The organism is Caballeronia sp. EK, from assembly GCF_014384845.1.
GTDB classification, from domain to species: Bacteria; Pseudomonadota; Gammaproteobacteria; order Burkholderiales; family Burkholderiaceae; genus Caballeronia; species Caballeronia jiangsuensis.
This window is the reverse complement of the sequence record NZ_JACSUE010000005.1, coordinates 205,178-225,302: the sequence shown is the minus strand read 5'-3', so window position 1 is coordinate 225,302 and position 20,125 is coordinate 205,178. Positions and strand designations below refer to the sequence as shown.

Annotated in this window: 19 protein-coding genes; 8 read left to right on the top strand and 11 right to left on the bottom strand. The window is 64.8% G+C overall.

Going from position 1 to position 20,125, the window contains the following annotated elements; all coding sequences use genetic code 11:
* Positions 1–83 precede the first annotated feature (83 nt).
* Positions 84–1,454 (top strand): metalloprotease PmbA, encoded by a 1,371-nt coding sequence (gene pmbA / locus IAG25_RS16565; protein ID WP_035503247.1) that lies wholly within the window; start codon positions 84–86, stop codon positions 1,452–1,454.
* A 50-nt stretch (positions 1,455–1,504) separates the two neighbouring features.
* On the opposite strand, the gene IAG25_RS16560 is transcribed toward pmbA, so the two are convergent.
* Together IAG25_RS16560 and IAG25_RS16555 are read right to left on the bottom strand one after the other, a co-directional pair.
* Positions 1,505–2,002, bottom strand: a complete 498-nt coding sequence (locus IAG25_RS16560; protein ID WP_187605831.1) for a dihydrofolate reductase — start codon at positions 2,000–2,002, stop codon at positions 1,505–1,507.
* 101 nt (positions 2,003–2,103) lie between these two features.
* On the bottom strand, positions 2,104–2,301 hold the full coding sequence (locus tag IAG25_RS16555; RefSeq protein ID WP_187606123.1) for a hypothetical protein: 198 nt from the start codon (positions 2,299–2,301) through the stop codon (positions 2,104–2,106).
* Positions 2,302–2,959: 658 nt separating this feature from the next.
* On the opposite strand from IAG25_RS16555, the gene IAG25_RS16550 reads away from it, so the two are divergent.
* Together IAG25_RS16550 and IAG25_RS16545 are read left to right on the top strand one after the other, a co-directional pair.
* Positions 2,960–4,339, top strand: a complete 1,380-nt coding sequence (locus IAG25_RS16550; RefSeq protein ID WP_035503252.1) for a sigma-54 dependent transcriptional regulator — start codon at positions 2,960–2,962, stop codon at positions 4,337–4,339.
* 152 nt (positions 4,340–4,491) lie between these two features.
* Positions 4,492–5,463, top strand: a complete 972-nt coding sequence (locus IAG25_RS16545; protein WP_187605830.1) for a thymidylate synthase — start codon at positions 4,492–4,494, stop codon at positions 5,461–5,463.
* Positions 5,464–5,535: 72 nt separating this feature from the next.
* Here the strand turns inward: IAG25_RS16545 and IAG25_RS16540 are convergent, their stop codons facing one another.
* A complete protein-coding gene (locus IAG25_RS16540; RefSeq protein WP_187605829.1) occupies positions 5,536–7,635 on the bottom strand; it encodes a DUF6600 domain-containing protein in 2,100 nt (699 codons plus the stop codon).
* 134 nt (positions 7,636–7,769) lie between these two features.
* A complete protein-coding gene (locus IAG25_RS16535) occupies positions 7,770–8,519 on the bottom strand; it encodes an ArsR/SmtB family transcription factor (RefSeq protein ID WP_187605828.1) in 750 nt (249 codons plus the stop codon).
* A 144-nt stretch (positions 8,520–8,663) separates the two neighbouring features.
* Between IAG25_RS16535 and IAG25_RS16530 the strand changes: the two genes are divergently transcribed.
* Both IAG25_RS16530 and IAG25_RS16525 read left to right on the top strand, forming a co-directional pair.
* Complete coding sequence (locus IAG25_RS16530; protein ID WP_187605827.1) at positions 8,664–8,807, top strand: hypothetical protein; 144 nt, start codon at positions 8,664–8,666, stop codon at positions 8,805–8,807.
* 52 nt (positions 8,808–8,859) lie between these two features.
* Positions 8,860–9,381: an acyl-CoA thioesterase gene (locus tag IAG25_RS16525; RefSeq protein ID WP_187605826.1), complete on the top strand. Its 522-nt coding sequence runs from the start codon at positions 8,860–8,862 to the stop codon at positions 9,379–9,381.
* Between the two features lie 30 nt (positions 9,382–9,411).
* On the opposite strand, the gene fumC is transcribed toward IAG25_RS16525, so the two are convergent.
* From fumC to IAG25_RS16505, 4 genes are all read right to left on the bottom strand, one after another.
* Positions 9,412–10,818 carry a class II fumarate hydratase gene (gene fumC, locus IAG25_RS16520; protein ID WP_187605825.1) on the bottom strand — a complete coding sequence of 469 codons (1,407 nt, stop codon included), beginning with the start codon at positions 10,816–10,818 and terminating at the stop codon, positions 9,412–9,414.
* Between the two features lie 26 nt (positions 10,819–10,844).
* Positions 10,845–12,506, bottom strand: coding sequence for a phospholipase D family protein (locus tag IAG25_RS16515; protein ID WP_187605824.1), 1,662 nt, complete (start codon positions 12,504–12,506; stop codon positions 10,845–10,847).
* Between the two features lie 334 nt (positions 12,507–12,840).
* Positions 12,841–14,289, bottom strand: coding sequence for an MATE family efflux transporter (locus IAG25_RS16510; protein ID WP_187605823.1), 1,449 nt, complete (start codon positions 14,287–14,289; stop codon positions 12,841–12,843).
* A gap of 248 nt (positions 14,290–14,537) precedes the next feature.
* A complete protein-coding gene (locus IAG25_RS16505; RefSeq protein ID WP_035501732.1) occupies positions 14,538–14,759 on the bottom strand; it encodes an RNA-binding S4 domain-containing protein in 222 nt (73 codons plus the stop codon).
* A 303-nt stretch (positions 14,760–15,062) separates the two neighbouring features.
* Here IAG25_RS16505 and IAG25_RS16500 point away from each other — a divergent pair, with 303 nt between their 5' ends.
* The 3 genes from IAG25_RS16500 (at position 15,063) to IAG25_RS16490 (ending at position 18,052) form a co-directional block, all read left to right on the top strand.
* Entirely contained in the window at positions 15,063–15,458 is a 396-nt protein-coding gene (locus IAG25_RS16500; protein WP_187605822.1) for a hypothetical protein, read from the top strand.
* A 63-nt stretch (positions 15,459–15,521) separates the two neighbouring features.
* Positions 15,522–15,779, top strand: coding sequence for a hypothetical protein (locus IAG25_RS16495; RefSeq protein WP_187605821.1), 258 nt, complete (start codon positions 15,522–15,524; stop codon positions 15,777–15,779).
* A gap of 149 nt (positions 15,780–15,928) precedes the next feature.
* A complete protein-coding gene (locus IAG25_RS16490) occupies positions 15,929–18,052 on the top strand; it encodes an ATP-dependent helicase (RefSeq protein WP_187606122.1) in 2,124 nt (707 codons plus the stop codon).
* Here the strand turns inward: IAG25_RS16490 and IAG25_RS16485 are convergent.
* The 3 genes from IAG25_RS16485 to IAG25_RS16475 all read right to left on the bottom strand — a co-directional run bounded on the left by IAG25_RS16485 (position 18,049) and on the right by IAG25_RS16475 (position 20,063).
* On the bottom strand, positions 18,049–18,813 hold the full coding sequence (locus IAG25_RS16485; protein WP_187605820.1) for a DUF4088 family protein: 765 nt from the start codon (positions 18,811–18,813) through the stop codon (positions 18,049–18,051). The two genes, IAG25_RS16490 and IAG25_RS16485, sit on opposite strands and share 4 nt — an antisense overlap.
* A 165-nt stretch (positions 18,814–18,978) precedes the next feature.
* Positions 18,979–19,302 carry an AzlD domain-containing protein gene (locus IAG25_RS16480; protein WP_187605819.1) on the bottom strand — a complete coding sequence of 108 codons (324 nt, stop codon included), beginning with the start codon at positions 19,300–19,302 and terminating at the stop codon, positions 18,979–18,981.
* The gene (locus IAG25_RS16475) at positions 19,299–20,063 is read right to left on the bottom strand and encodes an AzlC family ABC transporter permease (RefSeq protein ID WP_187605818.1); all 765 of its coding nucleotides are present in this window, start codon (positions 20,061–20,063) and stop codon (positions 19,299–19,301) included. Before IAG25_RS16475 ends, IAG25_RS16480 begins: the two co-directional genes overlap by 4 nt.
* Between the last annotated feature and the right edge of the window lie 62 nt (positions 20,064–20,125).

The window sequence follows — 20,125 nt, the reverse complement described above, 5'->3', positions numbered from 1 at the left end:
TTGCGTGCGCGTCGAGCCGGACATTCCGAAGCAACCACGACATGCGCGGGCGCGCGCCGCCCGACTTCCAAAGGCAACCAAAAATGGCAGCAGACATGGACGTCAAGCAACGCTACTTCCCGCATACGCAGGACGAACTCAAGGAGATCGCCTCCGATATCCTGCGTTACGCGAAGGAACTCGGCGCGAGCGATGCCGCCACCGAGATCTCCGAGGGCGACGGCCTGTCAGTGAGCGTGCGGCGCGGCGAAGTCGAGACGATCGAGCACAATCGCGACAAGATGGTCGGGGTGACCGTCTTCATCGGCAAGAAGCGCGGCAATGCGAGCACCGCCGACTTCACGCGCGACGCACTGCGCGACACGGTCGCCGCCGCGTACAACATCGCGCGCTTCACGGCCGAGGACAGCGCGGCGGGCCTCGCCGAAGCGGAACTGCTCGAGAAGGCGCCGCAGGACCTCGATCTCTATCACCCGTGGGACATCGATGCGGAGGAAGCGGCCGAGATCGCGCGCCGCGCAGAAGCCGCCGCGTTCGCGGTCGACAAGCGCGTGACCAACTCGGAAGGCGCGAGCGTCTCGGCGCAGCATTCGCAATTCGTGCTCGCGACCTCGCGCGGCTTCATGGCGGGCTATCCGTACTCGCGGCATTACATCGCGTGCGCGCCGATCGCGGCAGCGGGCCGCGACATGCAGCGCGACGACTGGTACACGTCCAAACGCGATGCGTCCGGCCTCGCCGCGCCCGAAGCGGTCGGACGTTACGCCGCCGAGCGCGCGCTCGCACGCTTGGGCGCCAGGAGTCTCGACACGCGCAAGTGCCGCGTGCTCTTCGAGGCGCCGCTCGCGGCGGGCATTCTCGGCGCGTTCGTGCAGGCGGTGAGCGGCGGCGCGCTGTATCGCAAGACCACGTTCCTCGTCGACACCCTCGGCAAGCCGGTGTTCGCGCCGCATATCCAGATCGTCGAAGACCCGCATGTGAAGGGCGGCATGGGCAGCGCGCCGTTCGACGAGGAAGGCGTGCGCACGCAGCGTCGCAGCGTGGTCGAGGATGGCGTCGTGCAGGGCTATTTCCTGTCGACGTATTCGGCGCGCAAGCTCGGCATGAAGACCACCGGCAACGCGGGCGGCTCGCACAATCTGACGATGAAGAGCACGCACACGAAACCCGAAGACGATTTCGAAGCGATGTTGAAGAAGCTCGGCACCGGACTCTTGCTGACCGAACTGATGGGGCAGGGCGTGAACTACGTGACGGGCGATTACTCGCGCGGCGCGTCGGGCTTCTGGGTCGAGAACGGCAAGATCGTGCACGCGGTCGAGGAAATCACCGTGGCGAGCACGTTGCAGGAGATGTTCCGCCACATCGAGGCGATCGGCGCGGATACCGTCGTGCGCGGCACGAAGGAAATCGGCTCGGTGCTGATCGAACGGATGACGATCGCGGGACAGTGATCCGCATCCGCTGAAAGACGAAGGCTCCGGAACGCATCCGGAGCCTTTTTTCATTCCGAGGCCGCGATGCGCTCGTAGGTCACGAACGCGAATGCGAAATCGTTCGGCGCCGCCGCGCGATGCGGCTCGCGGGACACTTCGCGCCACAGTTCCGGATCGGGCGCGGGAAAGCGCGTGTCGCCATCGAAATCGGCGTCGATCTCGGTGACGATCATCTTGTCGGCGCGCGCGATGGCGTCGCGATACAACTGCGCGCCGCCGATCAGAAACGCTTCCTTCGCCGGTTCGAGCGCGAGCGCCGCTTCGAGGCTCGTCACGACGTCGCAGCCGTCGTAGCGCCGCGTGGCGTCGCGCGATATGACGATGTTGCGCCGCCCCGGCAACGGCCGGCCGATCGATTCATGCGTCTTGCGGCCCATGATGATGGGCGCGCCCATCGTCGTGCGCTTGAAGAATGTGAGGTCTTCCGGCAGGCGCCAGGGCAGTTGGTTGTCGCGTCCGATCACGCCATTGCGCGCGCGGGCGACGATCAGGGTCAGCGTCGTCATGTGAGGGAGGTCGAGACAAACAGGCGCGCGGGCCGCGCCGCCGGGGCCTCGATTCTAACCGACACTTCGGACCGAAACTGCCGCAGCAGCGCCGCGCGGACTCACGCCTCGGGCGAATCGTCGTCAAGCGGCGGCGCGTAAGTCGGGGCGGGCGCGACCTCGTCCCATAGCATCACGCTGACGCCTGAGCCCGTCGGACGGATAGCGGGCTGTTTCGCATCGCCCGGTTCGTCCGCTTCCTCGCGGTCTTGTTGCGCGCCGCCTGATTCGTCGCGCCGGTATGAACTATCGAGTGCCATCGTAACGACATAACCCAAGGTAATTATTCCCGGCGCAGAAAGATCCGGAAATAAAGTAATCGTCTCGCCGGTATGAACGATTAAGCTGAAGATGAATGCGGGACAGAATATGAACGCGCGTTCTATAGACAGTATTTCTTACCATCCGACGCGTTCCGAGTCGAGCGAATTATGTGCCATGCGTCGGAAAGCATTGCCACGCAATGAATGGCGGAAGTCGACGGCAGGCGCGCTGCAGAAACTTGGACGAAAACGTTTCACAGTTGAAACATAGAGGCAGAAAAACATGAAGTTCTCGTGAAATCGGTATAAGATTTTGTCTTATTAAATTGTGCGTAAAGTTTTTAATAATCGTGTGAGAAATTCTTGCGAGGCCCGTCCTATCAGGGTTTTGTGGCTAAACCGGCGGCTCTCGCGATATTTGTTTTCGGGGTTTCTGGGTTATAGTAGTCTCTCAAAAACGGCACAGAATCAGACATAAAGGGTTTCGTGGAAGAGCGCGTGGTGTGTCGCGCTATGTCCCGGGGGCGTCGTATCGAATGGGCAAGTCCCTCTCCATACGTTTGAGAGAAACGTGCGAGGGCAACGAAGTCTGCGATGTAGTGCGAGCCTGAACTACGTGACCTTTTCAACGAATGTTGAACAAAGGATCTGAATAATGGACGTCGCTCGGCGGCAACTCATCTATGTGACTCGCGATCCAAGCGAGACGCTGTGCGCGCGATTCGAGGAGCGCGGCTGGCATATCGAAATCGTCGCGAGCGCGCGCGACACGCGCAAGGCACTGCGTAGCGATCTGGCGACCGGCGGTTTGCTGGATCTGTCGAGTCATTTCGAATCTCATGAACTGGCGGCGTTCGAATCGTCGCTGACGATGACCAACGTGGGCTGGGTCGCGGCCACCGTTGCCGGACAACTGGAAGACGCCGCCGTGCGGCGTCTGATTCGCGACTATTGCTTCGATTACGTGACGCTGCCGACGTCGAACGACCGCATCGTCGATTCCGTCGGTCATGCGTATGGCATGGTTTCGCTGCACGACGCCGCGTCGCACGATGCGCGCAGCGAAGGCCGCGCCGAGGGCGAGATGGTCGGTTCGTGCGACGCGATGCTCGCGCTCTTCCGTTCGATCCGCAAGGTCGCGATGACCGACGCACCCGTGTTCATCTCGGGCGAATCCGGTACCGGCAAGGAACTGACGGCCGTCGCCATTCACGAGCGTTCCGCGCGTCGCGATCAACCGTTCGTGGCGATCAACTGCGGCGCGATTCCCGCGCATCTGCTGCAATCGGAGCTTTTCGGCTACGAGCGCGGCGCGTTCACGGGCGCCAACCAGCGCAAGATCGGTCGCGTCGAGGCGGCCAACGGCGGCACGCTGTTCCTCGATGAAATCGGCGATCTGCCGCTCGAAAGCCAGGCGAGCCTGTTGCGCTTCCTCCAGGAACGCAAGGTCGAGCGCCTGGGCGGTCACGGCTCGACGCCGGTGGATGTGCGCATCATCTCGGCGACGCACGTCGACATGCAGACCGCGATGATCGAAGGGCGGTTCCGCGCGGACTTGTATCACCGGCTGTGCGTGCTGCAGATCGACGAGCCGCCGCTGCGCGCGCGCGGCAAGGACATCGAACTGCTTGCGAAGCATATGCTCGACCGCTTCAAGAAGGACGCGAGCCGGCGCCTGCGCGGATTTTCCCCCGATGCGATCGCCGCGATCCATAACTACGGCTGGCCGGGCAACGTGCGCGAGCTCATCAACCGCGTGCGGCGCGCGATCGTGATGTCGGAGGGGCGGCAGATCACCGCTCGCGATCTCGAACTCGGCGAGTACGTCGAAGTGGCGCCGGTTTCGCTCGCGCAGGCGCGTGAGGCGGCCGAACGGCAGGCCATCGAGCTTGCGCTCCTGCGCCATCGCGGACGTCTGGGCGACGCGGCGCACGAGCTGGGCATTTCGCGCGTGACGCTGTATCGGCTATTGAGCGCGCATGGGATGCGTCACATCGAGGTCGATGCGCCGTCGGAGCACGCCACGCGCGGCTGAACGCACATCACCGACATTCACCACCGGACGGGCGCTTTCAGGCGCCCGTTTTTTCGTGCCGCTGAAATAAGCGCCGGTCCCCGTCGCTTGGTAAAATCTCGTGTTTACGCCCTCCGTTCGCGAGGGCATGCGGCACACCCAGGGAACATCGAATGAAACAGTATCTCGAGCTCGTCCAGACGATTCTCGATACCGGCACTTGGCAGGAAAACCGCACGGGCATCCGCACGATCAGCATTCCCGGCGCGATGCTGCGTTTCGACTTGCAGCAAGGCTTTCCGGCCGTGACAACGAAGAAGCTCGCGTTCAAATCCGCGATCGGCGAGTTGGTGGGCTTTCTGCGGGCGGCGAAGAGCGCGGCGGATTTCCGCGCGCTCGGCTGCAAGGTCTGGGACGCGAACGCGAACGAAAATCCGCAATGGCTCGAGAATCCGTACCGGCAAGGCCCGGACGATCTCGGCGACGTCTACGGCGTGCAGTGGCGCAAATGGCCCGCGTACAAGCTCGTCGACGCCGGCGCGAACGATCAGATCGCCGATGCGACCAATCGCGGCTTCCAGGTCGTGACGAGCTTCGTCGAGAACGGGCGCGAACAGGTGCTGCTGTACAAGGCGATCGATCAGTTGCGTCAGTGTCTCGACACGATCATCGAGCGCCCGACCGACCGGCGCATTCTGTTTCATGCGTGGAATCCGGCGAAGCTCGATGAGATCGCGCTGCCCGCGTGCCATCTGCTGTATCAGTTCATCCCGAACGCGGTGACGCGCGAGATTTCGCTGTGTCTCTATATCCGCAGCAATGACGTCGGGCTCGGCACGCCGTTCAATCTGGCCGAAGGCGCGGCGCTGCTGCATCTCGTCGGCCGGCTGACCGGGTTCAAGCCGCGTTGGTTCACGTATTTCATCGGCGATGCGCACATCTACGAGAATCAGCTCGACATGCTGCAGGAGCAATTGAAGCGCGAGCCGCTGCCGTCGCCGCAGTTGATCATCTCCGATCGCGTGCCCGATTACGCGGTCACGAAACGCTACGAGCCGGAATGGCTCGAGAAGATCGAGCCGAAGGATTTCGCGCTGGAAGGCTACAAGCATCACGAGCCGCTCACGGCGCCGATGGCGGTCTGAGCGCCTCGGTTCTGCATGCGAAAACGCGCGGCTTCGGGCCGCGCGTTTTCGTTGTGCCGCCTGCTCATCGCCTCAACTCCGATGATGATCGTTGTTGCCGCCGCCGTGTTGCGGCTGCTGTGCCTGCTGAGGTTGCTGACGGTTTTCCTGATGAGGTTCCTGATGCGGTGGCTGACGCACTTCCTGATGCATCGGCTGGCGCGGCGGCGGTTCGGGATGGAATTGAGGCCGCTGCGCTTCCTGTTGCGGACGAGGCGACGGCATCTCGTGACGCGGCTGCTCGGCGCGCGGCTGACGGTAGGCTTCGGGCGGCGGCTGGTGTTGCTGCGGCGCGGGCGGCGCGTGTTGGGCGAATGCGGGCTGCATCGATGGATTGGGCGTTCCGCGCTCGACATGCGGCGCGTGGTTGGGCTGCGGTTGCATCGGCGGCTGCGCTTGCTGCTGCGGCCTGTTCGGCTGAAACGCCTGCTGCGGCGCACGCGGTCCGTTCTGGACATCGTGGCCGCGCGACGGATCGCCGTGAGCGAAGTGCGGATCGCCGCCGCCGAACTGTGATGCCTGAGGCGGATGCGGGACGCCGTTGCTATGCGGCTGTCCGGGCTGTCCGGACTGCACGGGACCGGGCGAGGGCGGCGCGCCGCCTGCGATCACCGAACGCGCCGGCCCATGCGTCGCCACAAGATGCACCTGTTCGTTGCGCGCGCCGGGCCCGTGCGTATCGCGGGCCTGCTGCGGGTATCGATCGTGAAAAGCCGGCGGCGCAACCGGCGCGCGGGTCGCGACCACCGGACGTCCGAATCCGCCCTGCGGCGGCCGATAATCCGCGCGCCGCGCACCCGGCGCAAAACTGTCGTGCGCCGGCGCGATGCCCGGCGCTCCCGCGAAGAAATGCGGATTGCGCCAGCGCGACGGATCGACCGCATACGGCTGACGTCCGACCGGCTGACCATGCACGAACATGTTTGCCGGCACGGCCGTCAGCCCACGCGGGGCGCGGTAGTTCACGTACGTGTTGTTCACATGCACCGAGCGATCGACGTAGACATTGCGGTTCACGCGCTCGTAATAACGCTGGCTCCAGCCATCGCGATGCGGACGCCACGCCTCGCCCGGCCCCAGCGGGAACCACGCGACGCCCGCCGCCGCGATGCCGCCGACCGTCAGCGCGACGTTCCAGTCGACGCCGCTGCCGCCATCGCCGACGAACGCGACGAGCGCGGGCGAATAGGCGGGCGGCGCGCTCACGGCCATCGGGCCGGGCACCCACGCCCATTTCGATCCGACGTACGCCCAGCGCCCGTAGTGATACGGCGCGAAGCCCCAGGGCGCGTCGTCGATCCAGGTCCAGCCCCATGGGTCCTGCCACGCCCAGTGTCCCTGCCGATACGGCGCCCAGTCGGCCGAAACGGAATTCGGCACCCAGACCGGCCCGTAGGACGGATCGCTGCGCCACGTGCCGTTGGCGTCGAGATCCTGGTAGCCGGGAATATCGCGCGACACGTAACGCGCCGACACCGAGCGATCCTCGGACGCATCGCGGCTCGCGGCCCATTGATCGAACGCATCCGGCGCGGGCGCAGCATTCGCCGATGCCTGCTGGAGATTCGTGCCCTCGAACGTCATCTGCTGGCCGCCCGCGAGCTGCACCGACCCGCCGTCGCCATACGCGGTGACGCCGCCGCTTCGCACCGTCACCGTCGTCGAACGGCCGTCGGGCGCCACGTCCACGCGCACGTCGCCGGGCGTCGTGATGGCGAGCGCGGCGTTCGGCGTATCGATTTCATAGCGCGTGCCGGGCGGCAGTTCGCGCACGCGCGTCGACAGCGTGCCTTGGGCGACCTTGAGCTGCGCGGTGTTGTCGTCGAGAGCGAGGACGGAAAGGGCCGTCGATGAACCCAGACGCACCGCCGTCGAACCGATGTGCATTTCCGAGCGCGCGTTTTCGTCGTTCCACAGCTGATCGCCCGTCGTGAGCGGGCGGTTGATCTGCGCGTAGGACCAGTCGGACGCGCCAGCGGGCTCGGTCGTCACGGTGCCCGCCATGTAGTTCAGGCGCGCGATGCGTCCGGGCGGATCACCCGCCTCGTCGGGCGGTGTTTGCGCGAACGCGCCTGACCCCGATATCGATACGAGCGCCCATAACGTGGCGGCCGCGATGGTCTTGATTTTCATCGTATTCTCCGGCGGCCGCGCGTGCGTCGTGTGTGACGCTGTCGGTGCGCGAGGCCTGCCGGATCAATGTATCGCCGGGGCGTGTATCCGTACGATGCCGTTTGTAACGGCGCACAGGTGCGCGTAACAAAGCTTTATCGCGCGGCTAAAAACCCTTCGAAGTGCCGATGTCCCGCCGGCGTCACGCGCAATACGCGCCGCGTGGCCGTGTGCTCGATCCAGCCATGCGACTCGCACGCTTCGAGAAATGCCGCGCCGAGCGCGCCGCCCAGATGCGGCCGGCGCTCGCTCCAGTCGATACATGTGCAAGCGAACCGCCGCCGCCGCGCGCGTTGTGTCTTCAGGTCGATGCCGAGCTCGGCGAACGCCTGCGCGCCTTCCGGCGTCGCGTCAAGCGCGGCGGGGCCGTGCGCCTGTTCGTGATCGTCGGCGGCGGCGAGCCAGTTGCGCGCGATCATCCGGTCGAAGAGTTGCACGGCCAGTTCGCCCGCGAGATGGTCGTAGCAGGTCCGCGCGAAACGCATCTCGACCGGCACGGCGGAAGGCGGGCGTTCCGGCGCGCGCTGCGGCGCGCTGGCCCGCGCGAGATTGGCGAGCGCTTCGATGGCCGCGGCGATATCCGGCGTCGCGATACGGTAGTAGCGATGCCGCCCGCTCACTTCGAGCGCGAGCAGCCCGCCTTCGGTCAGACGCGAGAGATGCCCGCTCGCGGCCGACGGCGACAGCCCCGCGATCATCGTCAGTTCGCCTGCGGGGCGCGCGGTGCCGTCCATCAGCGACCAGAGCATCGCGGCGCGGCCGGGATCGGCGATGAGCGCGCCGATGCGCGACAGTCCGGGAAAATGGCGCGCGCGCGATTCGGCTTCGTCGAAAGCGGAGTTCATGGCGATGTCCCGGTCGGGCGTAGTAATCGACCTATCCACTCTAGCGCGGCTCCGCATCCGATGTTTCACCGCGCGCCGAAATGTCGATGCACGAAGCGCGGGGCTAGAATGACCGCTGGCATCTCAGCCAGCAGGAGAATTTCCATGTCCAGATTCATTCTCGCGAGCGTGATCAGCCTTCTCATGCTCTGTGCGGGCTGCGCGGGCGGGCCGTCGTCATCGGCGGGCGGTGGCGGCAGCATCACGATGTACGGCACCATCGATCAGGGCATTACCGTCCACGATTGAATATTGCCGACCCTATAATCGGCATTCATTTCCGCACCAGACGGGCATCCCCATGAATACGCCGACCTCATCTCCCATTCCCGCGGTCTCCAAAAGCCGCGCCGAAACCACTTTCCGCTTTCTCGCCGAGCCGACCTCGGTGAATTTCGGCGGCAAGGTGCACGGCGGCGCGCTGATGAAATGGATCGACGAAACAGCCTATGCCTGCGCCGCGATGTGGTCCGGGCGCTACGCGGTGACGGTCAGCGTCGGCAATATCCGCTTTCGTCGGCCGATTCTCGTCGGCAATCTGGTGGAGTTGCGCGCGCGCGTGGTGACGACCGGGCGCACCAGCATGCACATTCATATCTCCGTGCACGCGGGCGATCCGAAAGTCGGCGAGCTTCAGCAGACGACCGATTGCCTGATGGTCTTCGTCGCCGTCGATGAAAAAGGCCAGCCGACGCCCGTGCCTGCCTTCGTGCCGGAAACGGACGAGGAAAAGCGGCTTGCGAAGTACGCGATGGATGTGAAGGATGCGCTCGACGCGATCGTCGAACTGAAGCCGGAAGAGGTCGCGGCGGGGAAGGTCTGATCCCGCCGCTTTTGTCGGAGAAGGGCGCGCCTACTTGTTCCCCACCATATCGCCCGGCTTGACCCATTCGTCAAACTGCTGCTCGGTCACATGACCGAGCGCGAGCGCCGCGGCCTTGAGCGTCGTGCCTTCCTTGTGCGCCTTCTTCGCGATCTGCGCGGCCTTGTCGTAGCCGATATGCGGATTGAGCGCCGTCACGAGCATCAGCGATTCATTGAGCAGACTGTCGATACGCTTTTCGTTCGGCTCGATGCCGACCGCGCAGTTGTCGTTGAAGCTCTGCGCGCCATCCGCGAGCAGTCGGACGGACTGCAGCACGTTATGCGCGATCATCGGCCGGAACACGTTCAGTTCGAAGTTGCCGCTCGCGCCGCCGAAGTTCACTGCGACATCGTTGCCGAACACCTGGCAACACAGCATCGTCACGGCTTCGGATTGCGTCGGGTTCACCTTGCCCGGCATGATCGAGCTGCCCGGCTCGTTCTCCGGAATCGACAGTTCGCCGAGCCCGCAGCGCGGCCCGCTCGCGAGCCAGCGGATGTCGTTGGCGATCTTCATCATGCTCGCGGCGATCGTCTTCAGCGCGCCGTGCGCGGCGACGAGCGCATCGGCGGCGGCCATCACCTCGAATTTGTTCGGCGCGGTTTCGAAGGGCAGGCCGGTGAGCTTGCCGATCGCCGCCGCGACCTTCACCGCGAAGTCCGGATGCGCGTTCAGTCCCGTGCCGACCGCCGTGCCGCCCTGCGCGAGCTGATACAGATGCGGCAGCGTCGCCTCGACATGCCTGATGCCCTGATCGAGCTGCGCCACGTAACCTGAAAACTCCTGCCCGAGCGTGAGCGGCGTCGCATCCTGCAAGTGCGTGCGGCCGATCTTCACGATCTTGTCGAAGGCCTTCGCCTTCTTGTCGAGCGTATCGCGCAGCGTCTTAAGCGACGGAATCAGATGCTTCGTGATCGCCATCGCCGCGGCGACGTGCATCGCCGTCGGGAACACGTCGTTCGACGACTGGCCGCGATTCACGTCGTCGTTCGGATGCACGAGCCGTTCTTCGCCTCGCGAGCCGCCCATGATTTCGCTCGCGCGATTGGCGATCACCTCGTTGAGGTTCATGTTGGTCTGCGTGCCCGAGCCGGTCTGCCACACGGCGAGCGGAAACTCATCGGCATGCTTGCCGTCGATGATTTCCTCGGCGGCCTGAATGATCGCCTTCGCCTTCTTCGAATCGAGCACCTTCAGCCCTTCGTTCACCTCGGCGGCCGCGTGCTTGATGATCGCGAGCGCGGTGATCAGCTCGGGCGACTGCTTTTCCGTCGAAATCTTGAAGTTCTGCAGCGAGCGCTGCGTCTGCGCGCCCCAAAGCTTGTCGTTCGGCACGGCGATTTCGCCGAACGTGTCCTTCTCCATCCGTACGTCGCCCTTCGCATCGTGTGTCATGGCGTGAGTTCCCTTACGAAGTTGGATCAAAGCTGCTTGTCGACGGGCAGCAGCATGAAGAGGCCCGTCATCGCATTGCGATAAAAACCTGCCTCGGGATCGAAATTGTAGGTGACGAGATCGCCGTTCGCCTCGGTGGTCCAGACGAGGCCCGACTGCGGCGCGCCCGTGCGCCTCAGCTCCTCGGTGACCGCCGCGCTCGCCAGTTGCACGCGCCAGCTCATCTTCGGCGAGATGCCGTTCGCGAACAGCCTGGCGGCTTCCTCGGCGATCGGCTTGCTGTGGATCACCAGCGCGAGTTCGGTATTCAGCTTGGCCGAGCGCGGATCGAGATTCATGGAGCCGATCACGAGGATACTCCGATCGATCACATAGGCCTTCGCGTGCAGGCTCGCGCGCGACTGCGAGCCGAAGAGACCCGCGCGCGGGCTGCTTTCGCCTTCGGCCTGAATCGGCTTGAATTCGTACAGTTCGACGCCGTTCTGCAACATCGGAATGCGATACGGCGCGTAGCCCGCCTGCACCGCGACGGCATCGGTCGCAGCGAGCGAATTGGTCAGCACCGCGACGCGCACATGGCGTTTCGTCAGATCGCCGAGCGCCTTCACGCCCGCGTCGTGCGGCACGAAGTAGGGCGAGAGAATCAGGAATTCGCTCTGCGCGTCTTTCAGCAAGTTGATGAGCCGCTGCATCGGCGGACTCTTGTAGTCGTCGCTCGGATGTTCGATCTTCGACGGCGAATCGACATGGAATTCCGTCGGCGCCCACACGAGGCCCATTTCCTCGCGCGAAATCTGCTGCGCGAGCGGCGTCGCGTTGAGCGGCTTCGCGTTCAGCGGCTCGGCCTGTTGGCGCCAATGCGCGCGCAGGTCGTCGCGGGTTTTGTCGAGCTCGGACGGATCGAATTTCTGCTTGTTCAGCGCGCGCAGCGGATACGCGAGCGAGCTGTTCCAGTAATCGTCGAAGCTCGCGGAGATTTCGTGCGTCACCGGGCCGGCGGCGAAGACGTCGAGATCGCGGAACTGCAGCGTCGGGCTCGCGTTGAAGTATTCGTCGCCGAGATTGCGTCCGCCGACGATCGCGATCTGGTTGTCCGCGATCATCGCCTTGTTATGCATGCGGCGCGTGAAGTGGCCGAGATTCGTGAAGAAATTCTGCGTGCGCTCGGAAAAGCTGCGCTGCGCGCTGCCGTACGGGTTGAACACGCGAATCTCGATCTTGTCGTGCGAATTGAGCGCCGCCATGATCTGGTCGATGTCCTTGAAGTTCAGATCGTCGACGAGCATGCGCACCCGCACCCCGCGATCCGCCGCATAGAGCGCCGCGCCCAAGAGCAGCTTGCCGGTGTTGTCCTCCTCGGCGATGTAGTACTGCATGTCGAGCGTCTTCGTCGCCGCGCGCGCGAGCGCGATGCGGGCCTGCAGCGCGTCGGTGCCGGTCGGCAGAAGGCGCACCGCCGACTGATCCGGATGCTGCCGTTCCAGCGGCGCGAGCGCGTTCGCGAGCGGCGTCGCTTCGTTCGACGCCAGCGCGCGGCTCTCCGGCCGATCGAACGCCGTCGCGGGCGGGCGCGTCGCGCAGGCGGCGAGCGCCGTCGTCAAAACGACGATGGCCACATTGCGCACGGCGTCGCTCAATCTTCTTTCGATGCTGGCGTGCTTCGCGCCACGCTCTGTCACTTCCCACATCCCCCGGCTTTCCGACACTTCGATTCCTCGTTTTTAGTTGTCGCGACTCGGCACGTCCTGACGCATTCGACGGACGGCACGATGAAGCAAGGCGCGTTCTCGCACCGCGCATCTCGAAATTATTTTATGGGAAATCGGAAAAAGGTCGGACGGAATGCCCGCGAGTGAGGGGAAGAGGACGCTGAAGACAAAAAAAAGCCCGCTTGGCTGAAGCGGGCTGACAACCCCTGTCACAGATGTCTCAAGGAGGAGACGGGTTCATCGTAGCAATGCGCGCCGTGCGGCCCAACCAAGCATTCGTGCTATGCAAATCGGCGCGTGCATCGTGTGCTTATCAGACGTGTCCGTGCGGCGCGGCACTTGCGGCATCGGTGTCGTCGGGCCGCGGCGCGACGCCCGTTTCGATGAAGCGCCGGCTGATGCGATGAAACCGCAGCGTCATCAACACGGCGACGCTCGCGAGTCCGGCGGCGAGTCCCCACCACAGGCCTTTCGCGCCCAGCTCGAAATGGAACGCGAGCACATAGCCGGTCGGAAAGCCGACGCCCCAGTAGCCGAACGCGGCGGCGAGCATCGGGATGCGCGTATCTTTCAGGCCGCGCAGGCAGCCTGAGCCGACCGTCTGCATGCCGTCGACGATCTGGAACACGGCCGCGACGCCGAGCAGCGACGCCGCGAGCGCGACGGTATGCGAGTTGGCGGGATCGTCGAGATTCAGATACAGGCCGACGATCGCGCGCGGCACGGTGATCAGCACGAGTCCCGAGCACACCATGAAGCCGACGCCGAGCGCGAGCGCGACGAAGCCCGCATGCCGGGCCGCGAGCGGCACGCCCGCGCCGACCCAGTAGCCGACGCGCACGTTGGCCGCCTGACCGATCGCGAGCGGCACCATGAACGCGACCGACGCGACGTTGAGCGCGATCTGATGCGCGGCGAGCGGCGCTTCGCCGAGCAGGCCGACCATCATGCCGGTGGCGAGAAAGAGCGTCGATTCGACGCCGTAGGTGATCGCGACGGGCCAGCCGAGGCCGAAGAGCTCGCCCATCAGCGGCAGACGCGGACGCGCGCGCACGACGAAATGCCGGTAGCGCGGCCGCAGATGCAGCACCGCGACGAGCGCGATCGCGATGCCCCAGACGGTGATCGTGGTCGCGGCAGCCGAACCGAGGAAGCCTTCGCGCGGCAGGCCGTACGCGCCGTGGATCAGCCCGTAGTTGAGAAAACCGTTGACGAACACTCCGCCGATCGAGATCCACAGGAGCCTGCGCGCCGCGCCGATCGCGGGCAGAAACGCGCGCATCATCCCGACGCCGATGAGACTGGCCGGCGTCCCCCAGCGCAGCACCGCGCAATATTCGCCGACGTTCTTCGCGAGCGTCGCCGGTTCGTGGAACGCGAGCAGGATCGGCTCGGCGTAGCTCAGCAGCACGAACGCGGGCACGGCGAGCAGGATGGAAAGCACGAGCCCCGTCCAGTAGATGCCCGGCACGCGGTCGTCGGCGTTCGAGCCGCGCGCGTGCGCGACCGAGACGGCAACCGATGTCAGCACGCCCTGCAGCAGCGTCACGACGACGAAGAAGAGGTTCGCGCCGAGTCCGCCCGCCGCGAGCGCGTCGGGGCCGAGCGAGCCGAGCAGGATGGTGTCGGTGACGCCCATCGCCATCTGCGAGAGTTGCGCGATGGCGAGCGGCGCGGCGAGGCGCGCCGTATCGACGGCATGACGCGAGAGGCTCGGCGGTCCTTGATGCGCGCGTGTGGCGCGCGTGACTTGCGGTTGCATGGCTGCTCGGATCGAAAACAAAGGCGGCGCTCAGCGCACTGAGCGTCGCGGACTGGAAAGCGGAAGGGCGACAAGCGGAGCGCGCTGCGAAACGTGCGCTGACGGGAAAACCGACGCTACAGACCCGGCGCTGAAACCAGAACGAAAGACGACTAGCTTATTGCGTCGCGTGCGGCATGTCGATGACGCGATCGCTTATGGCCGGATTTTCTCAAGTGCGCGACGTGTGCGAGCAAGTAGCGGCGATGCTATTCGGGCGCGCGGACGTGAATCGTCTGGCCGTCGAGTTTCACCCGCTGACCCGCGCGGATCTTGCACGTTTTGCGCAGTTCCACCTTGCCGTCGACAGTGACATCGCCCATTGCGACGCGCGCCTTCGCGGAGCCGCCGCTGTCCGCGAGGCCCATCAGCTTCAGCAGATTGTGGAGTTCGACGTAATCGCCGGTGAGGGTGAACTGGAGTGGCGGCATGGGACGGGTGATGCAGGAAAGGCCTCCATGATAAACCACGCACAACCGTGCGCCGGGCATGCGTCGTGCTGAGTGGCATCGCGGGACCGGTAATCGGATCGCAAGCGAGGCGGTTGGCAAATGTAGCCAGATGAAACCGTCGGTAACAATGACTGGTTTTGGAGAACTCGCCCGATCGTCGCCCGGTCCGACCGTTTGATCGATGAAGCTTCGGTCATCTTTCCAAGCGACAAAAGTCGCGCGGCTCGCTCGTTTCACCGCTTTCAGCGCGCCGCCGACGCCAACTACAGAGAGGACTAGCTTATGACTCGCGCACGAATCCTTTTGATCGGCTCCGCCATCGCCACGTTCGCCGCTTCGGGCGCTTACGCGCAGACCGCGACACAGCCCGAGCCGGTGCAACCGCAGCCGATGCAGGCCCAGCCGATGACGCCGCCGCAGCAGAACGTCGTCGCGCCGGCGCCGACCGATCCGCTCGTCCAGCGCCGCAACGCGAACGCGCAGGCCAACGCCGAGTATCGCGCGTCGAAGAAGGCGTCGAAGGCCGAGCTGAAGGCGCAGAACCAGCAGGCCAAGGCGCAATACAAGGAAGAGGTGCAGAACGCGAAGATCAATCGCAAGGCGGACAAGGACGCCGCCAAGGCGGAACTGAACGCGACGGAGCCGGGCACGCCGAAGGACGCGGGCCTGCAGCACTGAGCGTGACGCGCCGCGAGGCCGCGCGTCGTGGCGCTCGCGGCATCTAAAAGAAGGGAGAACATCATGAATCGAAAAACCAATGCGCTGCTGGCGGCGCTGATCGCCGGGACGCTTGCGAGCGTGAGTGCGGCATCGTTCGCGCAGACGACATCCGACGCCCCGACCGCCGCCGATCAGAAGGCCGCGAAGGAACAGTCGAAGGCCGACAAGAAGTCGGCCGTCGCGCAAGCCAAGGCCGACAAGAAGAAAACGGAGGCGCAGTCCGACGCCAACGAAGCCGCCGCCGACGCGAAGCTGAAGAACGCGAAGAAGGCAGAGTAGCACGCGCTTTCGTGGCAATGCGAGCCCGGTTCATCGCGAACCGGGCTCGTTTCATTTGGGGCCAAAAGCCCAGTCGAGCCAAAGACTTGCGCGCGCGGGTTGTATGGATATACAGTGTGCGTCACTCTTTTGCCGCCGCCTTCCTTCACGTGCTCACGCTTCCCGACACCGCCGACGCCGCTTCCGATTCCACCGCGAAACAGGTCGCCGACTATCTCGCGAAGCTCAACGAGGCGCAGCGCGAGGCCGTCGAGTTCGGCGTCGATGAACCGGGTCGCATGGGCGGGCCGTTGCTCGTGATCGCGGGCGCAGGCTCGGGCAAGACCAACACGCTGGCCCATCGCGTCGCGCATCTGCTGGTGAAGGGCGCCGATCCGCATCGCATTCTGCTGCTCACGTTTTCGCGCCGCGCGGCGCTCGAAATGACGCGGCGCGTCTCGCGCATCGCGATGAACGCGCTCGGCAAGAAGAGCGCGATCGCGCAGGGGCTGACGTGGTCGGGCACGTTTCACAGCGTCGGCGCGCGGCTGTTGCGCGATTACGCCGATCTCGTCGGGCTCGCGCCATCGTTCACGATCAACGATCGCGAAGATTCCGCCGATCTCATGAATCTGGTGCGGCACGAGCTCGGGTTGTCGTCGAAGGAGAAGCGCTTTCCCGCGAAGTCGACCTGCTTCGCGATCTACTCGCGCGTCGTGAACACGGGCGCGTCGCTTGGTCATGTGCTCGATCAGTCGTATCCGTGGTGCCGCGAGTGGGAAGCCGACCTTAAGCGTCTGTTCGCCGCCTACGTCGCCGCGAAACAGGCGCAAAGCGTGCTCGATTACGACGACCTGCTGCTCTACTGGTCGCATCTCGCGGCGGAGCCTTCAGTGGCGGCGGATCTCGCTAGTCGGTTCGACCACGTGCTCGTCGACGAATATCAGGACACCAACCGCCTGCAGGCGTCCATCCTGCTCGCGATGAAGCCCGACGGGCGCGGCCTCACGGTCGTCGGCGACGATGCGCAGTCCATCTATTCGTTTCGCGGCGCGACGGTGCGCAACATCCTCGATTTTCCGGGCCATTTCGATCCGCCCGCCGCGACCGTCACGCTCGATCGCAACTATCGCTCGACGCTGCCGATTCTCGAGGCATCGAATGCGGTGATCGGGCTCGCGTCGGAGCGCTACACGAAGAACCTGTGGACCGACAAGGCATCGGCGCAGAAGCCGCGCGTCGTCTCCGTCGCCGATGAAGCCGATCAGGCGCGCTATGTCGTCGAAAAAGTGCTGGAGGCGCGCGAGGCGGGCATGAAGTTGAAGGCGCAAGCGGTGCTGTTCCGCGCCGCGCATCACAGTGCGACGCTCGAAATCGAACTCACGCGGCGCAATATTCCCTTCGTGAAGTTCGGCGGGCTCAAGTTTCTCGATTCCGTCCACGTGAAAGACGTGCTGGCGGTGCTGCGCTGGGCGGAGAATCCGCGCGACCGCGTCGCGGGTTTTCGGGTCGCGCAGTTGCTGCCGGGCATCGGTCCGGCCATCGCCGGGCGCTTGCTGGATAGCGTCGCGCAAGATCAGGCACCGGCCGCGATCGCACGATTTCAGGCTCCCGCGCGAGCCAGCGAAGACTGGCCGCGCTTCGTCGGGCTAATGGCGAAACTTTGCGGCCGCGAATCCGGCTGGCCGGCCGAGTTCGAAATGATCCGCCGCTGGTATGAGCCGCATCTGGAGCGCAATCACGAGGACGCGGCAATCCGCATCGGCGATGTGCTGCAGATGGAGAGCATCGCGGCGACGTATCCCACGCGCGAGCGCTTTCTCACCGAACTCACGCTCGATCCGCCCGACGCGACGAGCGACGAATCCGGCGTGCCGATGCTCGACGAGGATTATCTGATTCTCTCGACCATCCACTCGGCGAAGGGCCAGGAGTGGCGCAACGTGTTCGTGCTGAACGGCGTGGACGGCTGCATTCCGTCCGATCTGGGCACGGGCAGCGACGAGGAAATCGACGAGGAGCGGCGTCTGCTCTACGTGGCGATGACGCGCGCGAAGGAAGACCTGCACATCGTCACGCCGCAGCGGTTCTACGTGCACAACCAGACGCATCTGGGCGACCGGCACGTCTGGGCGCAGCGCACGCGCTTCATCCCGCCGCATCTGATGCAGAACTTCGAAGCGGCCGCGTGGCCGCCGGTGATCGTACCCGCCGCGCCGACGGCGGCGGGGCTGGCGGCGGCCGCGAAAGCAAAAATCGATATCGCGGCGCGCCTGAAGGGAATGTGGGATTAACGCTGCGCGCGTGACGGTCGCGGAGCGCGCGGCGACGGTGCAAAGATGCTGCGCAGCCACGCGGCGAAGCGCGTGAAGCCGTCGTAAGGCTCTTCGACGAACAGTTCGGGCCGCAGCGAGCGCACATATTCCAGCACCTGTTGCGCTTCCTGCTTCTGGATCGACCCATAGAAAATGCCGAGCCGCAGCAGGCAGCGCAGTTCGCCCAGCTTTTCACGCGCGGTCGAGCCGATGCTCGTCTCCACGGAAATCTTCGTTTCGTACACGCGCTGGCGCAGCGAATCGGCGAGACGCCACGCGGGCGTCTGCATCTTTTCCTCGACTTCGCGAATGTCCGCCGCAGCCGATTTCATCTGCGACGCGAGCATGTCCACTTGCGACACGTCGCCCTTCGCCTCGGTGACGATCGCGGTCGCCCACGCGCGCGACGCCGCGATGAGATCCTCCGCTGTCCAGTCGGCGCGTATGGCGAACGCGAATCCGTGCTCGGAGGCCTGACGGATCAGAATTTCGACGACATCGGGAAACTCCTTGTCGAGCGCGCGCTTGGCCCACGCGTACTGGCCGTGCGTGAGCATGCGCTGCACCGCCTGCTCGGTCAGCGGCGTGTCGTTGTCCAGCAGCTTCGCGCGCAGGAAGTCTTCGAACGTCGGCGTGACGAATTGCGGATCCAGCTTCAGCGACAGGCGCATGAACGCTTCGAAATCGCGATGCAGCGAAGCGATCGTCTCTTCGCGCAACGAAAGGGTGATTTGACGCATGTTGGTTCCCGGTTCCGCGTCCGGATGGTCCGGAGCGCGAGAAATGCCTTTGGCGCCGCTCTCGGGGCGGAGTCCATTCGTTTCTGATATCGGCGCGATTTCCGGGAACTTGAGGATTTTTCGATGCTTTTTGAAAGCCGTTGGCTAGCGAATTGACGGAAACGTTTAGCGCAGCACGGCGAACTGCCAGACGAAAAATACCGTCAGCGACACCGCAATCGTCAAAAGCGGCCGTTTCGTGAGCGCGCAAACGATGATCGCGACAATTGCCGCCACGAGTTGCGGATTGCGCCAGGTGATCTCGGCGCCGTTGCCGTGCGGCGAGACGGCCATCGGCACGATGATCGCCGTGAGCACGGTCACCGGCACGAACGAGAGCGCGGTGCGCACGATCGGCGGAAAGGGCAGGCGCTCGCCCAGCACGAATACGGCGGCGCGGATCACATATGTGACCACCGCCATGCCGAGGATCAGCGTGATGTAGTTCATTGCGTGCGCTCCTTGGCGTTCTTCAGGCGGTTTTTCTCGTGCGGCCGGTTCTCCATCAGCGTGAGCACCATGCCGACGGCGACGCCCACGAACACCGCCGCGAGCAGCCCGAGCTTGTACGGCCAGCCCTGCCAAGCGAAGGACAGCACGCCCGATGCGAGCGCGGCCGCGACGAAACGCACAGCCACGAGCTGCGGCACGATGATCGCGATGAACGTCGCGACCATCGCGAAGTCGAGGCCGAGCGACTTCAAACCGGGAAACGCCGCGCCGAACAACAGGCCGAGGAGCGTCCACAACTGCCAGTTCAGGTACATCGCGACGCCGGAGCCGAAAAAGTAATGCGGACCGGTCTCGCCCGGCGCGCGCTTCTGATAATGCGCGTAGGCGACGGCGAAGACTTCGTCGGTGAGAACGCCCGCGAGCGCCCAGCGCCAGCGGCGCGGCAGATGCGCGACATACGGCGCGAGCGTCGCCGAATAGAGCACGTGTCGCAGATTGACGACGAGCGTCGTCGCCCAGATGACGGCGAAGCTCGCATGCGACGCGATCAGGCCGACCGCGATGAACTGCGCGGAGCCCGCGAACACCGCGAGCGACATCAACTGGCCATGCCAGAGCGCGAGCGGACTTGCGGTGACGAGCGTGCCGAAGATCACGCCGAAGGGCGCGGCGCCGATCATCATCGGAATGGTGTCGCGCGCGCCGGCAGCGAATTCGCGCAATGCGGCGCCGGAAGGTTGTGCGGGTGTTGCTTTCAAGGTTTCCTCCTATGGAAGCGAGGATACGCAAGACGCCGGCTTACGCGCTTGTACGTTCTTGC